The organism is Streptomyces daliensis (genome assembly GCF_054782395.1).
Genome location: NZ_BAAGSO010000088.1, coordinates 382,596 through 402,651 on the forward strand (window position 1 = coordinate 382,596; position 20,056 = coordinate 402,651).

Sequence of the window (20,056 nt, forward strand, 5' to 3'; positions counted from 1 at the left end):
CGGTGAAAGTCCCCTGATGCTAAGGCCCGGCGACGGTCCTGGCCTGGAGGACCTCGCCCATGGACTCCTCGCGCCACCGCCTCAGCAGCTCATGGAAGGCGACGGCGCCGTAGGGGTAGGCGATGGGGCCGTTCGGCCTGCCGCGGCCCTCGCGGTTGTAGTAGCCGGGGGTGCACTCGGCGTGGAACCACTCGTGGTCGGGTGCGTCCTCGGCGAGGGTGGCGAGCCAGGCGTCCTCGGTCTCGCGGGACGGTTCGATGACCGCGCCCTTCGTCTCGGCGCCCGCGACGAGGGCGGCGGCGTGGACGGCCTGCTCGTCCAGGATGTGGGTGAAGTTGACGCTGCTGGCGTTCTGGAGCGACCCCATCTGGATGAGGTTGGGGAAGCCGTTGCTGGTGAAGCCGTGCAGGGTGCGCGGTCCCTGCCGCGCCCACGTCTCCAGAAGCCGGGCGCCGCCCCGGCCGTGGACGGGGAGCTTGCCGGAGTGGATCCCGGAGGTCCCGACGGAGAACCCCGTGGCGAAGATCAGGCAGTCCAGCTCGTACGTGGTGTCGCCGACCACCACACCGTTCCCGGTGACGCGCCCGATGCCGTGGGTGTCGGCGGTGTCGACGAGGGTGACGTTGTCGCGGTTGAACGCCGGGTAGTACTTGTCGGAGAAGGTGGGACGCTTGCAGGCGTACCGGTACCAGGGCTTGAGCTTCTCCGCCGTGCCCGGGTCGGTCACGTCCCGCTCGACGCGGGTGCGCAGCTCGTTCATCTTCGCGGCGTCGGCGGTCTCGTAGGCGGCCTCGAACTCCTCCCTGTCGGCCGGGCGTTTGAAGCTCGGGCGCCGGAAGCTCGGCAGCAGCTTCTCCAGGAGACCGGCGGAGACCGTCCACTGGTCCGCCACGAGATCCTCCTCGACGCTCTCGCCGGAGACGATGCGGAGGTAGTTCTCGCGGCGCTCGTGCGCCCACCCTTCGCGGTCGGCGCCCACGTCCTGCACCGTGGTGCGGCGGTTGCCGCGCACATCCACGGTGGAGGGTGTGCGCTGGAAGACGTAGACGTGTGCCGCGTCCTCGGCCAGCATCGGAATGACCTGGATCCCGGTGGCCCCGGTGCCGACGATGCCCACGCGCTTGTGCGTGAGGCCGGTCATGCCGCCGTCCGGGGTGCCGCCGGTGTAGGCGTAGTCCCACCGCGAGGTGTGGAAGGTGTGCCCCGCGAAGTCCTCGATCCCGGGTATGCCGGGGAGCTTCGGCTCGGAGAGGGTGCCGGTCGCGGTGACGACGTACGTGGCGCGGAACGCGTCGCCTCGGTCGGTGGCCACGATCCAGGTCTCGGATGCCTCGTCCCACGTCAGCGAGGTGACACCGGTGGAGAACAGGGCCCCGGAGTAGAGGTCGTACTGCCGCGCGATGCGTACCGCGTGGCGGCGGATCTCCTCGCCCGGGGCGTACTTCCACTCCGGTACGTATCCGGTCTCGTCCAGCATGGGCAGATACACGTGCGACTCGACGTCGCAGTGGATGCCGGGGTAACGGTTCCAGTACCACGTGCCGCCGAAGTCGCCGCCCTTCTCCACGACGCGGACGCGCTCCACATCCCGCTGCCGCAGCCGCGCCCCGGCGAGGATGCCGCCGAAGCCGCCGCCGACCACGGCGACGTCGACCGTGTCACGCAGCGGCTCGCGCGCGGCGGGCTCCTCCGCGTACGGGTCCGCGGCGTAGTAGCCGAACTCGGCGTCGGTGTCGCGGTACTGGCGGTGCCCGTCGGGCCGGACGCGCCGCTCGCGTTCGAGGCGGTAGCGCTCTCTCAGTGCGGCGAGTTCGGCGGGGGTCGGCACGTGAGGAGCTGTCATGCGGGGCCTCTCTCCTGTGGTGGATCCGCTTGCGGGATCCGCTGCGGTGGGGGTCGCGTGCGGGCGTGCGCGAGTGACGCCGAGTGTCGTGCGGGCTGCCCCGTACGCGTGGTCGTCCGCTACGGTAGCAAGGACCGGACACTGCTGTCCGGTTGCAGCGTGGGTGCACCGCGGCACCCGGACACGACGCGCGCCCGCGCCCTCCGGCGCGGGCCCGCCGCTCCGCTCCCGGCCGCGCCACCCGCACACGGCGGACAGGAAGGTGCCCCCTCATGAGACGACGCCCGATGCGATCCCTTGCCGTGCTCGCCGCGGCAGGCATGCTCGCCCTCACCGGATGCGGGACGGAGACCGCCGTCTCCGGCGACGCGGCGGCCTCCACCGGCGCGGCCGGCGAGGGCAGGACCCTCCGCGCGCACAAGGTCATGCAGTTGACGAAGGTCCACGAAGGGACCGGGATGACCCTGCTGGAGGGCCCGACGTTCGGCGAGGACGGCGACCTGTTCGTCGTCGATGTCACCGCGCCCCCGGGCGAGCCGAAGGTGCTGCGCGTGGACGTCGCGAAGAAGACGTCACGGCAGGTCCACACCGACGACCGCGGGGCCTACACCTCCGCGCAGTTCAGCCCGCACGACGGACGGCTCTACCTCACCGACTACGCACACGGCGAGATCGTCAGCCTCGCCCCGGACGGCGGCGACCGGCGGACCTTCTTCTCCGGCGAGGTCGACGGAGCACAGATGAACCCCGACGACATCGCCTTCGACAAGGAGGGCAACCTGTACGTCAGCGACTCACGCGGTCTGACCGAGAATGAGGAGCACGGCCGCGTGGTGCGGATCGGCCGCGACGGCGAGAAGGCCACCGTCCTGGCCGGGGAACTGGCCGCGACGAACGGTGTCTCCTTCGACGCGGACTACCGGGGGCTGTGGATCAGCGAACTCACCCAGAACCGGATCTCCTACCTGCGCCTCGACGGCAAGGGCGCGGTGACGTCCCGGCACACCGCCGTCCGCGTCGACGGCGGGCTCGCCCAGACCGACTCGATCGCCGTCGACGCGGACGGCAACCTCTACCAGGCACTGCACGGCAGGCCCGCGATGGCCGTGTACGACAAGCACGGCAAGCGCTTGGCGACGGTCGAGGTGCCCGCAGGGGCCAAGGGGCTGGAGTCGGCGACGAACGTGGCGATCACACCCGGCGGGACCAAGGCGTACATGACCGTCAGCGGACCCGCGGGGGGATACCTCTACACCTTCGACGCGCTGGCGGAAGGCACCCGGCAGTCCAACGGCGGCTGACACCGCCCCCCGCCCCCGGCACATGTGCCGCACTCACCCGCCGAAAGGCCGCACCGGTCCCACCCCGACACCGAGCAGCCGCCAGGCCGCCAGCGCGCGGCGCTCGCGCTCGTCACGGGTGGGGCCGTTGACGGCACCGGAGACCATGGCGACGGCGAGCATGAGGTCGCCCTCCCCGCCCAGCGGGTGGCCGTCCGGCACATGCCCCCGCAGGGCGCGCTCGACCCGCCCCGACAGCGCCATGGCGTACTCACGGGTGCCGGAGCGCCCGGCGCCGTCGGTGTGCAGAAGGCTGATGAAGGCGGCCGACTCCGTCAGATGCCAGGTCAGCACGCCGAGGACGCCCGCGAGGGTCGCGTCCTCCGCCGTGGCCGCCTGCTCGATCTGGAGCACGTTCTCCTCCAGCACCGCGCTCGCCACGGCGGCCCGGTCGGGAAAGTGCCGGTACAGCACGCCCTGCCCGACCCCGGCCCGGCGCGCGATCGCGGAGAGCGGGGCGTCCAGGCCGTGCTCGGCGTAGATCTCCCGGGCTGCGGCGATCAGGGCTGCCCGGTTTCGCGCCGCGGCCTTCGGACCGTGGTTCGCGGGCCGCCGCGCGTTCGTCGAGGTGGGGTGTCGTGTCACCCTCGAAGGGTAGCCGCGCCCACCGCGTAGCGGCCCGCCCGCCGTGCCGGAGCCCCAGCGCCGCCGGAGCCCGGGCGTGCCGCGACGTGACACGTCATCGCGTCGCGGCATGGGCCAGGACGGTGACGACGAAGGCCCCGGCCGAGAGGAGGAAGACCGCCGCCGCCCAGCGGAGCATGCGCGCTGCGGCGCGGAGACGCAGATAGCGGTGCCGGTGCTGGCGGATGCCGATCCACAGTTCCACCTGCACGGCCCGCACCATCGCCGGGTAGTCCTGCGTGTCGACGGTGGCCTTGAAGTCGTCGAATGTGGCCAGCTCGCGCACGGTGTCGGAGTCGTTGAAGATCAGCCCGGACGGCAGATCACGCATGTCGGCGGAGACGTCCCGACTGGCCTTGAGCGTGACCAGGACACCGGTGGCGTGGACCAGCGAAAGGACGAGAAGGCCGATGCTGCCCAGCAGGCCCAGGCCGAAGACGAGCGCCAGCCGGCTGTCGAGGTGCGGGTCGGTCCCTTCCAGAAGCCGGGTGAGAAGGACCGCGTCGCCCGCCGACAGGATCGCTCCGGCGCTGAGCACCACCGCCGCGCGGGACGCGGTGGAGACCCGGAGCCGGTCGTAGCGGTCGAGGTGCCACTTGAGCAGGGCCAGCTTCTCGGCGGCGTCCGGCCCGCCCTCCCCGGACGCCGAGCCCCGTCGAGCCGTCTGTGTCACGGGATCCTCCTGCCGGGAGTCCGCCGGAACTCGACGGTAGAGGAGGCCGGGACGATTGTCAGGAGTGGCCGGACTGGCGATACTGCGGGCCATGGCCGAGGCGGGCGGGACGCGCAGGCTCAGGAACCGCGATCGCTGGCACGCGGAGCACCGGCGCGGCGATGAGGACGAATTCCTCTCTGTGACGCGGCAGTTGGAGCGGTGGCTGCGCGGCCAGCGGTTCGAGCTGGAATTCGTGAGGTGGCTGACCGAGGGCGGTAGCGGAGCGCACGTGGCGGTGGTGCGCTCCCAGAACACCCTGGACCGGACGGACTGGCGCCACCTGGTCCTGCGGCTCGTTCCCCCCGCCACCGGAGAGAGCGAAACAGAACGGGCCCGCGCGGCACTCGCACAGGCTCCCCCGGAGTTCCGGAGCGCCCATCTCATCACGCTGGAGTTCGACGGGACCCTGTCGACGGACGACGAGCCCTGGTGGATCCATCTGCAACGGGTGGCGCTGGACGACCTCGGTCCGACACGCGCGCCGAGGCTGGTGGACGTGGTGGACGACGAAGGCTACGGCGCCTACTGCCAGGCCATCGTCCGATCGCTCCTGGACGACTGGAACGCGGGCTCGGACATCGTCACCTACGAGCCGCACACCTTCCTCGACGGCTTCCTCGGCGGCGCCCGGCTCACCCGGCCGCGGATCACCGCGTTCCTCGACGAGGCCGGTATCTCCCTCGACGCTCCCCGCCGGCACCTCACGATCCCCGGACGTGCGCAGGCGCTTCCCAGCCCCTTCGCGCTGCTGGCGGGCAATCAGGCCGACTGGCCGACCGAGACGGACGTCTTCCTCGGCAGGAGCCATGGAGACCTGCATGTGCGCAACGTGCTGCTCCCGCGCTCGGAGGAGCGCGTGGAGTCCGAGCGGTTCCAGCTCATCGACCTGGGCCACTACGACGGCAAGGGGCCTCTCTCGCACGACCCCATGCGTCTGCTGCTGTCCACGGCGGCGGAGTGGCTGCCAGGTCTCGTCCCGCACAGCGCGATCCGCAGCGGCCTCGCCGAACTGATGGCCACGCCCCTGGAATGCCCCGCCCCCGCACCCTTGGCGGGTTACCGGGCCGTGGCGCGGGAGATTCACCGCACGGCCCTGGACTGGGCGGCGGGCCGCCACTCGGCCCCGAGCGACTGGAGAAGGCAGAACCACCTCGTCCTCGTCGGGCTCGCCCTGCGCTACGCCGCACGCGAGGACCTGGACCCCGGCGACCGGTGGTGGTTCGTGGAAGTCGCCGCACTCGCCACGCGGGCGTTCGTGGACGGTGCGGGCCCGCGAGGGGAGAACCGGACCACGTCGCCCACGGAGGTGTGCGCCGAGAACCGCCGGCCACTGCCACACCTCGCGTCACCGTCACCGTCACCGTCACCGTCACCGTCACCGGCACCGGGCGACCCGCCCGGCGCCAAGGTGCTCCGCTTCCCGCGTCCACGGCGGGAGACCACCGGCGGAGCGGCCGGACTGGTCGCGCTCCTGGCGGACATCGACCGTCTGCCGGCCGACGCGAGCGGGCCCCGGCTGCTGCTCCTCGCGCACCGCCTCTGCGAGAGGGCCACACACCTCGCGGACTCCCTGACCGGCCTGGACAGCAGGCTGCTGCGCAACCAGCTCCTGGAGAGCGGGAACCTGGTGCTCCGCCTCGACACCACCACCCCGCCCCCGGAGATCCTCCGACTGCTGCGCCGGGCCGGACGCCGATTGCGCGGCTACGGCCATGAACTGTGGCCGGACGAGGTCGGCTGACCCGCTGGCCCAGGCCGCACCGTGAGCAGACTCAGCACCGCACTGGCCAGGTTCTTCGAGGACTGGGAAGAGAAGGCGGACGAGCAACTGCGGCGCTCGCGGGACGCCATGCGGGCCAGCGACTACGACGGGCAGCTCAAGAGGATGCAAGCCGCGGCCCAGAACCTTCATCAACTGTGCGACGACCTGGAACAGACACTGCGGAGGGAACGCAGATCCGCGGGTCTCGACGTGGGCCTCGACGCGCTGCGCCAGGCGTGCGAGATCACCGGTGGGGAACTGGAGCATGTGCTGGCGGCCATCGCCGAGGCGCAAGAGGGACGTCAGGCGGTCACGGGAGCGGAGTTGGCCAACGCCAACCTGCGGGAGATCCGAGCGGAGATCGTCACCCGCAAAAGGCGGGCGGAGAAGGCGGTACAGGACCTCGTCGAACTCGTGGAAACCCTCTGCCAGGAGCCGCCCTCCCAGGGCAGCAGCGGCTTCTCACCCTCCACCCGGCGCACAGAGGTCCACCTCCAGCTCCCCCGTGACGACTTCTGGAACGACGGCGACGAGACCGCCTGAGCGGGGGTTGCGGGGGACGTGGCCCGGCGGGGGCGTTCGCGGGGTGATTTGGTGACGTGGTGACCGCTGCTGTCCTCGCCGACGGCCGGGACCGGGCCGCGCCCCGGGCACCACGCACGACGGACACCGCCGCGCCGGGCGGGTGTTGACTGGGACCGTGAACACTGAACAGATCATCTGGCGTGACGCGGTGGAACTCCGGGAGCTGATCCGGAGCGGTGAGGTGTCGGCTGTGGAGGTCGTCGCCGCGCATCTCGACCGGATCCGGGCCGTCGACGAGCAGGTCAACGCCTTTGTGACGGTACGGGCCGAGGAAGCGCTGGAGGAAGCGCGCGACCCCCGGCCCGGGCCGCTGTCCGGCGTACCCGTCACGGTCAAGGACTCGTTCGACACCGAGGGGCTGCGGACCACCCGGGGCTCCCTCCTGTTCGCTGACCGGGTGCCGGCGCGCGACGCCACCGCCGTCGCCCGGCTGCGCGCGGCCGGGGCCATCGTCCTGGGCAAGACGAACCTGCCGGAGATGTCCTACTGGACCGAGTCCGACAACCTGGTGGCAGGCCGCTCGCTCAACCCGTACGACCCCGACCGCACCCCCGGAGGCTCCAGCGGCGGCGAGTCGGCCGCCATCGCCTCCGGGATGTCGCCGCTCGGGCTCGGCAGCGACGTCGCGATCTCGGTACGCGGACCGGCCCACGACACGGGCATCGCCGCGATCAAGCCCACCCACGGCCGGGTACCGGTGACCGGGCACTTCCCCCCGCGCCTGCTGCGCTGGTGGCACGCGGGCCCGATGGCCCGCAGCATCCGCGACGTGAAGCTGGCCCTGAGCATCCTCCAGGGGCCGGACGGGCTCGACCCGTACGCGACGGGAATCGCCGACACCCCGTGGCCCGACGCGGCGGGAAGCGCCATCCGCGTCGGCTGGAACACCGACGCGTTCGGGCCGATCGACCCGGAGGTCAGGGCCACGGTGGCAGCCGCCGCGGACGCCCTCGGAACCCTCACCGGCGGCCCACGCGCCGACGTCGCGCCCGCCGAGCTGCCGTGGCTGGCCGACACCGACTGCACCCGCGTCTCGGCCCATCTGTTCGGCCCCGAGATCGTGCCCTACCTGCGGGAGATCACCGGCGACGGCGACCGCACCACCGCGCTGCACCCGGCCCTGGACGCCGCCCTCGCGGCTCCCGTGGGGGACCTCGACCGGTATCTCGCCGCCGAACGCACCGTGGAACGCCTCCGCGCGCACTTCAGCGGCTGGTTCGCCCGCTTCGACGTGCTGCTGGCCCCGGTCGCCGTCGTCCCAGCGCCGCTCCACGCCCGGCCGACGCTGACGGCCGACGGCGAGGAGCTGCCCGCGCGGGCTGTCATGCGGGCCACCGTCCCCTTCAACCTGACGGGGCTTCCCGCGGTCTCACTGCCGTTCGGCGCGACGGCCGGGGGACTGCCCATCGGGGTCCAGCTCGTGGGCCGCTGGAACAGCGACCGTCAGCTGCTCGATCTCGCCGAGCGCCTGGAGGCACTCAGCCCGGTGCGCGGCCGACACCCCTCGCTCTGGGCGCGGGCAGCGGGCACCCCGGGCGCCCGGGCCGGCGCGCGAAACCGCACGTAGGCTAGCGGGGTGTTCGACACGGCTGATTTTGACCTGGCGCCGTACGCGGGTCTCGACACGTCGACGCTCGTGCGGCGCACCTACTGCAGTTGGCACGAAGCGGGCTGGCGGTCGCTGCTCGTGCAGAGCTTCACCCACGCACGCGAGGCGGAGGCGCTGCCCCTGCCCGGTGTGTCCGATCTGCACCTCGTGCTCTGCACGCGTGGCGAAGCGGTGATGCGCACACACGGCGACGGCAGAGCGGCCCGGCGCCGCTGGACCCCAGGGCGACTGGAACTCATGGTCCCCGGCCGCCCGACGGTGCGCAGCTACCGCACGACGTCGACGATGCGCAGCGTCCAGGTGCACATACCCCGGGCCGTGGTCGAGCGTGCGGCGGTCGAAATGGGCGGTCCCGCACCGGACTTCGAGGCGCTCGCCGCGGGCCTGGGCACGGGGGACGCGGCCGTCGAACACGTCATGCGCGCGCTGCCCGCCGCCGGGAACGCGCCCGATCTGTACGCGGAGTCGGCCGCGGCCTTCCTGGTGACGCACCTGCTGACCCGCGGGCGTGAGCGGCGTTCGCCGGGCCCCGAGCACGCGGCGGTCGACAGAGCCGTCGCCGTCATGCGGGAGCGGCTGGCCGACCCGCTGACGGTCGCCGACCTCGCCGCCGAAGCGCGGCTGAGCGTCTACCACTTCATCCGCGTCTTCCGCGACGCCACCGGTGAGACACCGCACCGGTTCCTGACCCGGCTGCGGATCGAGGAGGCGCGGCGACTGCTCACCGGCACCGCGCTCACCGTCGGGCAGATCGCCGCACGCTGCGGCTTCGCCAGCCCCGGAAGCCTCTCCTCCGCGTTCCTCACGCACGTCGGCCTGCGGCCGTCGGCGTACCGCAAGAAGTGACCGACAGAAGCGCAATCGCGCGCATGTCCCGCGTGGGCGGGGCGGCCTAGCGTGGCGGGATGCCGTACACCTACACCGTCACCGCACATTCCCCGGCGAGCCCGGGAGCACTGTTCTCGTTGCTCGTCCGGGCCGGGACCTGGCCTTCGTGGTCGCCGATCGACGCCGCCGAGATCGAGGGCGGCGGCGATCCGGACGAGTGGCAGCAGGTCGGCGACACCCGGATCTTCCGCACCGGCCGGGGAATGGCCAGAGAACGCATCGTCGAGCTGGTCACCGACCGGCGCTTCGTGTACGAGAACACCGGCGACCTGTTCCGCTCCTACCTGGGCACCGTCGAACTGACCGAGGCACCGCAGGGCGGCACCGACATCACCTGGACGGGGTCCTTCGAGCCGAAACTGCGCTTCTCGGGGCCGTTCTGGCGGTGGTACCTGACGCGCTTCATGCAGCGGATGGCCGACGGTCTTGCCTCGTACGCCGAGGAGTCCGCCGACCGGTAGCCGACGGCCGGTGGCCGGGGCAGCGCGCGCGTCGCGCCCCGGCCACCGCCCCGCTCACGGCCGGGGAGTCGTGCCGGAGACGGCGGCCCGGGGCGCGTCGTCGCTCTCCGGGCCGGCTTCGGTCTCCGCCTCCGCCGCGGTGTCGGCGTCGTCGCCGGTCGTCGCCGTGGCGGCCACGGGAAGACCGGCAGCGCGCGGGGTGCGGCCGACGAACAGGGAGGCGGCCAGCGCGAGCGCGCCGATGACCGCGGCGACGACGAACGCGGCGCGCAGCCCCGTCGCGTCGGGCCCGGCGGAGGAGTCGGCGGCGCTCACGGAGGCGACGGTGACGAACAGGGCAGTGCCCAGCGCCCCCGCGACCTGCTGGAGCGTGGAGAGGATCGCGCTGCCGTGGGAGTAGAGGTGGTCGGGCAGTGAGCCGAGGGACTCGGTCATCAGCGGCGTCATCATCAGCCCGAGACCCGCCATGAGCAGGATGTGGATGGCGACGACGGCGGCCAGCGGCGAGCCCTCGCCGAGAACGGCGAACAGCCCGAGCGACACCGCCATGGCCAGCGCGCCGGGAATCACCAGCGGGCGCGCGCCGACGCGGTCGTAGAGCCGCCCGACCGGGCGCCCGAGCAGCCCGAGTACCAGCCCGCCGGGCAGGACGGCCAGGCCGCTGACGAAGGTGCTGGTGTCCAGCACGGTCTGGAGATAGAGGGGCAGCAGGATCGACCCCACGCCCAGCAGGCACATGAACAGCAGCGCCGAGAGAATCAGCGCGACGAGGAAGGGCCGGATGGTGACGGGACGCAGGTCCAGCAGTGCCCGCTCGGCGCGTTGCAGCCGCAGCTGACGGGCGACGAACACCGCGAGCGCGACGAGGCCGACCACGACGGGCATCCAGGGGGCGACCGCGTGCTCCCCGCCGCCGGACTCGCCGACGGACGCGAGACCGTAGAGGACGCCACCGAAGCCGACGGCCGACAGCAGCACCGACAGCACGTCCAGCGGCACCTTCCGCGTCCGGCTGTCCAGGCGCATCCAGACCGCGCCGAGGACGAGCGCGGCGACGGACAGCGGCAGCACGAACCAGAACATCCAGCGCCAGCCGAGCTGGGCCAGCACCGCGCCGCCTATCGTCGGACCCAGCGCCGGGGCGACCGCGATGACGATGCCGATCGTGCCCATCGTCGCGCCGCGCTTCTCGGCGGGCACCAGGCGCATCACCGAGGTCATCAGCAGCGGCAGCATCACGGCGGTGCCGCCCGCCTGTATCACGCGTCCGGTCATCAGCACCCCGAACCCGGGGGCCAGGGCGCTCAGGAGGGTGCCCGTGCTGAAGAGCGCCAGTGAGGCCAGGAAGACCTGGCGGGCGGTGAAGCGCTCCAGCAGGAAGCCGGTGGTCGGGATGACCACGGCCATGGTCAGCAGGAACCCGCTGGTCAGCCACTGCACGGTGGTGGTGGATATGCCGAGGTCGAGACTGAGGTCGCGCAGCGCGACGCTCAATATCGTCTCGTTCAGGATCATCACGAAGGCCGAGACGACCAGCACACCGATGAGCATGGGCGCTCGTGGTGGCGCGTGGCCGCGCTCGGGAGCCGCAGCCGCGGCGTGCACAGCGTCGTTCATGGTGGTGGGTACCTCGCAGAAGTGTCGTATGGCCTCGGCCGCGGATAAGGGCCCCCGCAGGGGGCCCTGTGGCATCTTCGCGTACGGGGAGAAAAACGGGAAATTGTTATGCGGCCGCGGTGCTCACGCGGCGACGCCGTGGCCGCGCGCGGAACGACGGCGCCTTCTGCCATGGTGCGAACCCCCCGGTCGCGGCGGCGGGAAGTGCCGCTCCCTTGCGGTATACCCGTTCCGGGGCCGCGCCGATGCGGCGCGACGGCCGCGCACTTGCCACCGCCCACCGGTCCGGTCCTGAGTCGCCGGAGCACGCCCTCCGGCGGCCGTCGGGACATGGCTCCGGAACCGGCCGGGGAAATCCGGTGGTTCAGCTCGGGCCCGGGTCGCTCCCCGGAGTCGATGCCCGTGTGCGGGTCCGCACCACGTCTTCGAGACCTTGCAGGAAGGTGTCGCAGATCAGTTCCGGGTCGAAGAGGCATCCGGCGGCCATGGCGCCGTCCCGCAGCATCACCAGGTGCCGCCCGTCGGCGTCGGCGGGTGTGTCGCCGATGCGCGCCAGCAGGCCGGTGACGGTCTCCAGGAACCACTGCCGGTGCGCGAGGACGGCCTGGTGCACCGGATGGGCCGGGTCGGGGTATTCGGCCACCGCGTTGAGGAAGGCACACCCTCGGAAGCCCTCGCTCCGAATGCCCTCGGCGATGGATCTGCCCACGGCGCGCACGGCTTCGGCGGCGCTGGCGGCGTCCGCCTGGGCATCGGCTGCCTGCCGGCGGATCGCCTGGTCGGCCTGGTCGAGATAGGCGAGGACGAGATCTTCCTTGCCGGAGAAGTGCCGGTAGAGCGTCGCGCGGGTCACCTGCGCCTCGGCGATGATCCGGTCGACGCCGACGGAGTGGATTCCTTCCGCGTAGAAGATCCGCGTCGCCGTGGTGAGCAGCCGCATGCGCGCCGGTGAGGTCCTGTCGCTGCCGCTCTCCGTCGTCGTCCGCGTCGTCATGCCCTCACCCTACCCGTACGCGAGACAGAACGATCGGTCTTGACGCAGGGCGGTCACCCTGCGCATCATCTCAACGAGACCGAACGTTCTCCCTCTCGCTTTCCCGTTCCGTTCCCGTTCCCGCGCCCCACCGCCCCAAGCCCGAAAGGCACTTCCGTGGACACTCTCGTCGCTCCCGCCACCACCGGCACCCCCGTGGCCCCCGCTGCCCTGCGCAAGCTGTACTTCCTGCGCTTCGCCTTCGCCGCCGCATGGGCAGCGCTGCTGTTCGCGACCGCCTCCGAGGTCGGCCCGCTCAGCGCGACGCTGCTCGTGGTCTATCCCTTGTTCGACGTGGCGGCCGCGATCGTCGACGTGCGGTCCGCCAGGGCGAACGGCGGTCCGCTCCGGGGCCTGTACGCCAACATCGCGCTCAGTGCGCTGGCCGCCCTCGGTCTGGCCGTCGCCGCCACGTCCGGCGTGCCCGCCGTCCTGCGCGTCTGGGGTGTCTGGGCCGTCACCGCGGGAGTGGTCCAGCTCGTCGTCGGCGCCCTGCGGCGCCGGATCGGCGGCCAGTGGCCGATGATCGCCAGCGGTGCCATCTCCACCCTCGCCGGCGCCTCGTTCTTCGCACAGGCGGGCGGCGACGACGCCTCGCTGGGCGCTCTCGCCGGGTACGCCTTTCTCGGGGGTGTCTTCTTCCTCGTCTCCGCGCTGCGCCTGAAGCGGGCCGACGGCACCGCCTGATCTCCACCACCGCGCGACGACTCCACGGGCCCGGCCTGCGACCTTCGCGGGCCGGGCCCGTGGAGTCCGCGCGCAGCCGGAGTCGGGGGAGGCGGCCGGGCCCGGGGTCCGCGTCAGGTGCGGCGGAGGCTCGGGGGCGGGGGGAGGTATGAGGGCTGGAGGCCGCCGGTGTCGATGACGAGGTGCTGGACGACGACGGTGGGGTCGATCATCCACAGTTTCAGTGTGTGGGTTCCCGCCGACGGCAGGGTGTGGCGCGTGGTGGTGCGGTTGACGTTGTCGGACGTGTTGCGTTCCCACTGGCGGTTGAGGATGACGGGATCGGAGCCCGTGGCGCGGGTGATGTTGACGGTCTGGGGGCGCTGGCCGTCGAAGGAGATGGCGTAGCGCAGCCCGTCGCGCTGGTCCGGGCCGGGGAGGGCGGCGTTCCTGGGGGAGAGGTGGGCGGTCACCTCGACGGTGCCGTGGGTGACGAGGGTGACCTCGTACTCCAGGCAGGGCCCGGCGCCGGGGCGCTGGGAAGGGGCGGTGACGGGGAAGGGCTCCATGCCGTCGCCGGTCCTGCCGATGCCGGGCACGCGCCGCCACCGTGCCGTGTCGGTGCTGGTGGCGCGGGTGTGGCCGACGGCGGGGAGTGAGACATAGCCGCCCGCTTCCAGGAAGCCTTTGCGACGGCGGCGGGGCAGTCCGGGCTGCTGGAGTACGGCGGTGACGTCGAGGCGGGTGCCGTCGCCGCCCGTGACGGTGAGGGGGACCCGGGTGGTGCCCTTGGGCACGCGGCGCCAGTCCACCCGCAGGAGCACCCGCGTCTGCGAGCCGTCGCCGTCCCCGGAGAGGGTGCCCCGGTCCGGGGTGGCGGTGACGAACGGCTCGGCGGAGGTCACGCGCCAGGTGAGGGGCGCGGTACCGCGGTTGAAGACCTCCAGGTACTGCGCCGGCCGGTTCTGGTAGGGACTGAACTCGGGCAGCACCGCCTGCTCGGCGCCGTCCCGGGGCCACGAGGAGGCGGAGCCGTCGACGGAGACGCCCAGCGCGGCCTCCCGCGGCAGGGGGACGTCGCGCAGGTGGGGGTAGAGGGCGTCGGGCAGGGCGACATGGTCCGGGGTCTGCGGCTGCTGCCATCCGGCGTCGGGCCCGTACCGCTCCACGTCCCCGTAACCGATCTTCGGCTGGCTCTGGAAGCCGCGCCACTTCCCGCCGGAGACGGTGTTGTTGTAGCGGTCGGAGAGTGCCTGGTCGGCGGCGAAGAGGGCGCGGGTGCGGTCGGCGTAGGCGCGGGTGGCGGCCCGCCCCTGCTCGGCGTAGAGCAGATGCGTGAACTGCGCCTCGCGCAGCGCGTACAGGTTGGCGCCGGCCTTCACCCGGTACAGCACCAACTGGTAGTAGGCGTCCTGGTCGGCGCCGGGCAGCACGGCGCCCAGGCGCTCGGCGCGCCGACCGAGTTCCCGCCACTCCTGGGTGACGCGTTCGATCTCCCGGTAGCTGGTGAGGCTGAACGGGCTGGCGGTGTCGTCGTAGAGCACGGCGCTTTCGTCGGTGGACAGGTCCTTGTCGGGGTCCACGGTGATGCGGCGGTTGAGCAGTTCCGGTTTGCGACGCGACTGGAGCGCGGTGTACCCGTCGAGGATCGCGGCGAGGGTGTGCGCGTGGCGGGGGCCGAAGTTCTCGGTGGCGAAGGCGCGGTCCCACGCCTCCAGGCGGTCGGCTTCCCAGCGCGCGGGGTCCCAGGCGCAGTCCAGGAAGAACTGCACGGGGCGCTCCATCTCCTTCAGATCGCCCGCGTTGACCACCCACAGCCGGTCGACGCCGTAGGCGTGGGCCTGGTGGAGCTGGTCGCGGATGTTGGGCAGCGGGTTGGTGTCCACCCACTTGTAGTTGCGCCCGTCGCCGACGTAGTCGAAGTGGTAGTAGAGGCCGAAGCCGCCGGTCCTGGCGTCGCGCACCGGGTCGGGCAGCTTGCACAGGTTGCCCCAGTTGTCGTCGGGCACGACGACGGTGACGTCCTCGGGCGGGCGCAGCCCCTTGTCCCAGTAGCGCTGCACCTCCTTGTAGAGCGTCCACACCTGCGGCACCGTCTCAGGGCGCTCGCCGGTGACCCGGGCCAGTACCTCGCGCTCGGAGGCGATGATCTCCCGCATCAGCTCGATGCCGTCGCCGTCCGGGAGACTCACGTCGCCGTTGCCGCGCATGCCGAGGGTGACCACACCCTCGAAGTCCTCGCGCACCATCCGCTCGATGCCGTCGGCCCAATACGCCTCGATGGCACGCCGGTTGCGCACGAAGCTCCACTCGCCCGTGCCGCCGTACGGGTCCCGGCCCGGCTCGGTGATCTCCCCGTTCTCGTCCCGCTTGGCGGGCACCGCGTGCCGGTTCCACTCCTCGATCCCGCGCATCATGGGGGCCTCGTGCGATGTGCCCATGACGATGCCGTAGCGCCGTGCCGTGGCGTGGTTGTCCGGGTCGTCCTCGGCGAAGGCGCGGCCCCACACGGCGGGCCACAGGTAGTTGGCCTTCAGCCGCAGCAGGACCTCGAAGACACGGGCGTAGAAGGCGCTGGTCAGCCCGCCGGGGTAGCCCTCCGCCTCGCCGGGGCCGAAGTAGGCGGGGGCCCAGTCGCCCAGCGCGGGGTTCTCGTCGTTGATGAAGAAGCCCCGGTACTTGACCACGGGGGTGCCCTGGGTGTGCCGTCCGGGCAGCACGTACAGCGCCTCGCTGCGCCGCGCGGGCACGTCGGCCCACCAGTACCAGGGGGAGACACCGATGCGCCGGGACACGTCGTAGACACCGAAGATGGTGCCGCGCGGGTCGCTTCCGGCGATCACCAGGGCCTGACGCACTCCGGGCAGCGGATCCTCGACGACCTGTTGCAGCGAGGTCTCCCACCGGCCCTCGACCTCCGAGACGTCGATGCGGCCCTGGTCGGCCAGCGCGTCGATCAGCGGACTGCGCCCGAGGGTGCCGATGAGCACCACGGTCTCCGCGTCCGCCGCGCGCGGGCCGGGACCGGTCAGTTCCCGTACGCGGGGCCGCACACCGGTGACCCGCTCCAGATCGTCGCGCAGGTCCCCGGCCACCCGCACGACGCCGGAGTGGTCGTCCTCGTGGACCAGCAGCGGCGGGGCCTCGCCGTCGGCGGTGAGCGGGAAGCGACCGGGGCCCGGACGGTGGCTGATGTAGGTGTCACCGGGCAGTGTGGTGCCGGGATGCGCCGGGTCCGTGGGGTCCGTGGCACTTCCGGAGGCCGCGGGGTGCGCGGCGTGGGCGGCCTGCGTGGTGCCCGGCAAGGAGGTGTGCAGGGCTGCGGTCGCGGCGACCGCCGTGGCGCTCGTCAGAAAGCTGCGTCTGTCGAACCGTTCGGGCATGGCGCATGGCCTCTCTGCGGGTGCGGGCGGCAGCGGGGTGAACCGGCACAGGAGGAATACGTTCAGTGCGTTGACGAATTCGGTGAGCAGAGTGGCAACGGGGACTCCGTCCGTCAAGAGCCCGGACCGGCCTCATCGTGTTCCGCGGTTCTCCGATGGGGTGTTCGCGGTGTTCCGCCGAGGTGGAGGGCGCGCGGGCATTGTGGGAGCGCTCTCACGTACGGCAGGGTGCGGTCCATGTCCGCGCTCTCGCCTGCTTCGTCGGCCTCTTCCGTTCCGGGTGAGCCTTCCGGCTCGGCCGCCTCGTCCGTCCAGGCCGCCCCGTCCGCCTTATCCGCCCCGTCCGCGCCGCGCGTGAGGCCCTACAGGCCCGGCGACCGTGCCGCGGTGTACGACGTGTGCGTACGCACCGGGCACGAGGGCGGCGACTCCCGCGACCTGTACCCCGACCCGGAACTGCTGCCCAGCATCTTCGCCGGGCCGTATCTGCGTCTGGAACCGGAGCTGGCGTTCGTCGTGGAGGACGGCGGGCGCGCCGTGGGGTACGTGCTCGGCACCGCCGACACCGCGCGGTTCGTCGAGCGCTACCGCGCCGAGTGGCTGCCCCGGTTCGCCGACCGCTACCCGGCGCCCACGTCCGGGCCCGGGTCCGGGGCAGGGCCCGCGTCCACGCCCGCGACCTGGACACCGCACGACGAGATGGTCGCGCTGATGCACCACCCCGAGCGGATGGTCCTGCCCGAACTCGCGGGGCACCCAGCGCATCTGCACATCGACCTGCTCCCCTCCCACCAGCGTTCCGGCCTGGGACGCGCCCTGATGCACCGCTTCCTGCGGGCGCTGGCCGACGCGGGCGTGCCGAGGGTGCACCTCGGCATGGTCACCGCCAACGCCGCGGCCCGTGCCTTCTACGACCGGCTCGGCTTCCACGTCCTCCCCGTCGCCGACCCCGGCCCCCTCACCTATCTGGGCCGCTCCACGGGGGCTGCCGAAGAGTGACTTCGCGTGGTCCGCGCACGACGGCGGCGGTTGCGTTCACTCTCGGAAGGCAGGAAACAGCTCTTGCCGTGAGTCTTGTCAGGTTCTGAACGCGCTTCTACAGTCCGGGTGCTAGTGGGAGCGCTCCCAGTGTGTCCGCCCACCCCCACCCCGGAGGGATGCCCCATGCGTCCGTTCCCGTTACGCCCCCGCCGCACCTCCCGCATTGTCATGATCCTGCTTGCACTCGTGGGTTCGTCGACGATGGCGCTCACGACGGCACCCGCAGCGCACGCCGCCGAGATCTGCGACCAGTACGGCGCGGCCACCGTGCAGGGCCGCTACATCGTCCAGAACAACCGCTGGGGCACGAGCCAGCCGCAGTGCGTCAACACCACGTCGACGGGGTTCCAGGTCACCCGTGCCGACGGCTCCGTGCCGACGACGGGCGCGCCCAAGTCGTATCCGTCGATCTTCAACGGCTGCCACTACACCCGGTGTTCGCCCGGTACGGCGCTGCCGGCGCGGATCGGCTCGATCGCTTCGGCGCCGAGCGGTATCTCGTACCGGTACGTCGGCGACGCGGTCTACAACGCCTCGTACGACATCTGGCTGGACCCGCAACCGAAGACCGACGGTGTGAACCAGACCGAGATCATGATCTGGTTCAACAGGGTCGGGCCCGTCCAGCCGGTGGGTTCGCAGGCCGGGACCGCCAGCGTGGCGGGGCGGAACTGGGAGGTGTGGACCGGCAACAACGGCTCCAACAACGTCATCTCCTTCGTGGCGCCCTCGGCGATATCCGCCTGGAACTTCGATGTCATGGACTTCGTCGACCAGGCCGTGGCCCGCGGCCTCGCGCAGTCGTCCTGGTATCTGACGAGCATTCAGGCGGGCTTCGAGCCGTGGCAGAACGGCACGGGGCTCGCGGTGGACTCCTTCTCCTCGAACGTGAACATCGGCTGACCTGACCTGACCTGACCTGACCTGACCCGGCCGGAGCTGACCGTCGGCCGAGGTGCACGGGGCCGCGACCGGCCGCCCATTCCGGTCGCGGTCCCGCGCGCACGCGCCCGCATCGGAAAATCAGATCGCTCACAACGGAAACATCTGTTCGACAGAACTCCACCCGCACTCAAGGATGTCTCGTGCGGTGGCAAGGCCGACGCAGCACGGGCCTGCCACCGCCTGAGTGGAGGTGGACATTGTCGAGTGAAGAGACCGAAGTGGTCGTCGTCGGCGCCGGTCAGGCCGGTGTGGCGATGAGCGAGCACCTGGGCGCCCACGGCGTACCGCACGTCGTCCTGGAGAGGCACCGCATCGCCGAGCGGTGGCGCTCGGAGCGGTGGGACTCCCTGGTCGCGAACGGTCCCGCATGGCACGACCGGTTCCCGGGGCTGGAGTTCCAGGACGTCGCGCCCGACGCCTTCGCCTCGAAGGAACAGGTCGCGGACTACTTCGTCGCCTACGCCGAGAAGATCGGCGCCCCTGTCCGGTGCGGTGTCGAGGTGACCTCGGTGCGCAGGCACACCGGACGGCCCGGTTTCCGGGTCGAGACGTCGGAGGGCTCCCTCGACGCACGGTTCGTGGTGGCCGCGACCGGGCCGTTCCAGCGGCCCGTGATCCCGCCGCTCGTCCCGGACGGCGCCGTCCCCGTGCAGCTGCACTCCAGCGGGTACCGCAACCCGGAGCAACTGCCCGAGGGCACGGTCCTGGTGGTCGGGGCCGGTTCGTCCGGTGTCCAGATCGCCGACGAGCTGCGCCGTTCAGGGCGTCGGGTCCTCCTCTCCGTCGGCCCGCACGACCGTCCTCCGCGCACATACCGCGGACGTGACTTCTGCTGGTGGCTCGGTGTGCTCGGGCTGTGGGACGCGGAGACGCCGCCCCAGGGCGCCGCACATGTCACCATCGCGGTCAGCGGAGCGCGTGGCGGCCACACCGTGGACTTCCGCGCCCTGGCCGCCGACGGCATCGAACTCGTCGGCATGACCGCGTCCTGCGACGACGGCGTACTGCGCTTCGCACCCGACCTCGCGGCGAACATCGCGCTCGGCGACACCAAGTACCTCGACCTCCTCCGCGCCGCCGACACGTACGTCGAGCGCAACGGGCTCGACCTCCCCGAGGAGCCGGAGGCACACGTCCTCGGGCCCGACCCGGAGTGTGTGACCGATCCCAGGCTGGAGCTGGACCTGGCCGGGGCAGGGGTCACCTCGATCGTCTGGGCGACGGGCTTCGCCGCCGACTACGGCTGGCTCGACGTCGACGCGTTCGACGAGAACGGCCGCCCCGACCAGCGGCGGGGAGTGTCCCGCGAGCCCGGCGTCTACTTCCTCGGCCTGCCCTGGCTGTCGCGCCGCGGGTCGAGCTTCATCTGGGGTGTCTGGCACGACGCCAGGTACGTCGCCGACCACATCGCGACCCGGCGCGGCTACCTCGCGTACGGCACCACGGACCTGCCCGGGACCCCCGGCCTGACCGGGACCACCGATCCGGGCAGCACCACCGACCCGTCCGGCGCCGCGCGAGCGTCGTCGAAGAACTGAGGAAAG

The 20,056-nt window shown here is 72.0% G+C and carries 15 protein-coding genes and 1 pseudogene; 10 read left to right on the plus strand and 6 right to left on the minus strand.

Annotated elements, in window-relative coordinates:
- Positions 1 to 19 precede the first annotated feature (19 nt).
- Positions 20 to 1,843 (minus strand): flavin-containing monooxygenase, encoded by a 1,824-nt coding sequence (locus tag ACYVOO_RS21105; RefSeq protein ID WP_461017211.1) that lies wholly within the window; start codon positions 1,841 to 1,843, stop codon positions 20 to 22.
- A 272-nt stretch (positions 1,844 to 2,115) separates the two neighbouring features.
- Between ACYVOO_RS21105 and ACYVOO_RS21110 the strand changes: the two genes are divergently transcribed.
- Positions 2,116 to 3,144: an SMP-30/gluconolactonase/LRE family protein gene (locus ACYVOO_RS21110; protein WP_461017212.1), complete on the plus strand. Its 1,029-nt coding sequence runs from the start codon at positions 2,116 to 2,118 to the stop codon at positions 3,142 to 3,144.
- Between the two features lie 33 nt (positions 3,145 to 3,177).
- On the opposite strand, the gene ACYVOO_RS21115 is transcribed toward ACYVOO_RS21110, so the two are convergent.
- Both ACYVOO_RS21115 and ACYVOO_RS21120 read right to left on the minus strand, forming a co-directional pair.
- Positions 3,178 to 3,768, minus strand: coding sequence for a TetR/AcrR family transcriptional regulator (locus ACYVOO_RS21115; RefSeq protein WP_461017213.1), 591 nt, complete (start codon positions 3,766 to 3,768; stop codon positions 3,178 to 3,180).
- Between the two features lie 94 nt (positions 3,769 to 3,862).
- Complete coding sequence (locus ACYVOO_RS21120; protein WP_461017214.1) at positions 3,863 to 4,480, minus strand: hypothetical protein; 618 nt, start codon at positions 4,478 to 4,480, stop codon at positions 3,863 to 3,865.
- A 55-nt stretch (positions 4,481 to 4,535) separates the two neighbouring features.
- Between ACYVOO_RS21120 and ACYVOO_RS21125 the strand changes: the two genes are divergently transcribed.
- The 5 genes from ACYVOO_RS21125 (at position 4,536) to ACYVOO_RS21145 (ending at position 9,827) form a co-directional block, all read left to right on the plus strand.
- Complete coding sequence (locus ACYVOO_RS21125; protein WP_461017215.1) at positions 4,536 to 6,263, plus strand: hypothetical protein; 1,728 nt, start codon at positions 4,536 to 4,538, stop codon at positions 6,261 to 6,263.
- Between the two features lie 21 nt (positions 6,264 to 6,284).
- Complete coding sequence (locus tag ACYVOO_RS21130) at positions 6,285 to 6,827, plus strand: hypothetical protein (protein WP_461017216.1); 543 nt, start codon at positions 6,285 to 6,287, stop codon at positions 6,825 to 6,827.
- A 157-nt stretch (positions 6,828 to 6,984) separates the two neighbouring features.
- Complete coding sequence (locus ACYVOO_RS21135; protein ID WP_461017217.1) at positions 6,985 to 8,436, plus strand: amidase; 1,452 nt, start codon at positions 6,985 to 6,987, stop codon at positions 8,434 to 8,436.
- 9 nt (positions 8,437 to 8,445) lie between these two features.
- Positions 8,446 to 9,324: a helix-turn-helix domain-containing protein gene (locus ACYVOO_RS21140; RefSeq protein WP_461017218.1), complete on the plus strand. Its 879-nt coding sequence runs from the start codon at positions 8,446 to 8,448 to the stop codon at positions 9,322 to 9,324.
- A gap of 59 nt (positions 9,325 to 9,383) precedes the next feature.
- Positions 9,384 to 9,827: an SRPBCC family protein gene (locus ACYVOO_RS21145; protein WP_461017219.1), complete on the plus strand. Its 444-nt coding sequence runs from the start codon at positions 9,384 to 9,386 to the stop codon at positions 9,825 to 9,827.
- A gap of 54 nt (positions 9,828 to 9,881) precedes the next feature.
- Here the strand turns inward: ACYVOO_RS21145 and ACYVOO_RS21150 are convergent, their stop codons facing one another.
- Complete coding sequence (locus ACYVOO_RS21150; RefSeq protein WP_461017220.1) at positions 9,882 to 11,444, minus strand: MDR family MFS transporter; 1,563 nt, start codon at positions 11,442 to 11,444, stop codon at positions 9,882 to 9,884.
- Between the two features lie 364 nt (positions 11,445 to 11,808).
- The gene (locus tag ACYVOO_RS21155) at positions 11,809 to 12,438 is read right to left on the minus strand and encodes a TetR/AcrR family transcriptional regulator (RefSeq protein ID WP_461017221.1); all 630 of its coding nucleotides are present in this window, start codon (positions 12,436 to 12,438) and stop codon (positions 11,809 to 11,811) included.
- A 156-nt stretch (positions 12,439 to 12,594) separates the two neighbouring features.
- Here ACYVOO_RS21155 and ACYVOO_RS21160 point away from each other — a divergent pair, with 156 nt between their 5' ends.
- Positions 12,595 to 13,164, plus strand: coding sequence for a hypothetical protein (locus ACYVOO_RS21160; protein ID WP_461017222.1), 570 nt, complete (start codon positions 12,595 to 12,597; stop codon positions 13,162 to 13,164).
- Positions 13,165 to 13,277: 113 nt separating this feature from the next.
- Here the strand turns inward: ACYVOO_RS21160 and ACYVOO_RS21165 are convergent, their stop codons facing one another.
- Positions 13,278 to 16,526, minus strand: a complete 3,249-nt coding sequence (locus tag ACYVOO_RS21165; protein ID WP_461017223.1) for a glycosyl hydrolase 115 family protein — start codon at positions 16,524 to 16,526, stop codon at positions 13,278 to 13,280.
- Between the two features lie 387 nt (positions 16,527 to 16,913).
- Between ACYVOO_RS21165 and ACYVOO_RS21170 the strand changes: the two genes are divergently transcribed.
- From ACYVOO_RS21170 to ACYVOO_RS21180, 3 genes and pseudogenes are all read left to right on the plus strand, one after another.
- Positions 16,914 to 17,525, plus strand: coding sequence for a GNAT family N-acetyltransferase (locus ACYVOO_RS21170; protein WP_461017224.1), 612 nt, complete (start codon positions 16,914 to 16,916; stop codon positions 17,523 to 17,525).
- Between the two features lie 165 nt (positions 17,526 to 17,690).
- Positions 17,691 to 18,467, plus strand: a pseudogene (locus ACYVOO_RS21175) (GH12 family glycosyl hydrolase domain-containing protein); the annotation flags it as partial.
- Between the two features lie 242 nt (positions 18,468 to 18,709).
- Entirely contained in the window at positions 18,710 to 20,050 is a 1,341-nt protein-coding gene (locus tag ACYVOO_RS21180) for a flavin-containing monooxygenase (protein ID WP_461017225.1), read from the plus strand.
- Positions 20,051 to 20,056: the final 6 nt, after the last annotated feature.

Excerpts from the sequence above, each read along its gene's own strand:
- ACYVOO_RS21105 (WP_461017211.1), bottom strand. The coding sequence starts at position 1,843 with ATGACAGCTCCTCACGTGCCGACCCCCGCCGAACTCGCCGCACTGAGA.
- ACYVOO_RS21110 (WP_461017212.1), top strand. The coding sequence starts at position 2,116 with ATGAGACGACGCCCGATGCGATCCCTTGCCGTGCTCGCCGCGGCAGGC.
- ACYVOO_RS21145 (WP_461017219.1), top strand. The coding sequence starts at position 9,384 with ATGCCGTACACCTACACCGTCACCGCACATTCCCCGGCGAGCCCGGGA.
- ACYVOO_RS21150 (WP_461017220.1), bottom strand. The coding sequence starts at position 11,444 with ATGAACGACGCTGTGCACGCCGCGGCTGCGGCTCCCGAGCGCGGCCAC.
- ACYVOO_RS21155 (WP_461017221.1), bottom strand. The coding sequence starts at position 12,438 with ATGACGACGCGGACGACGACGGAGAGCGGCAGCGACAGGACCTCACCG.
- ACYVOO_RS21165 (WP_461017223.1), bottom strand. The coding sequence starts at position 16,526 with ATGCCCGAACGGTTCGACAGACGCAGCTTTCTGACGAGCGCCACGGCG.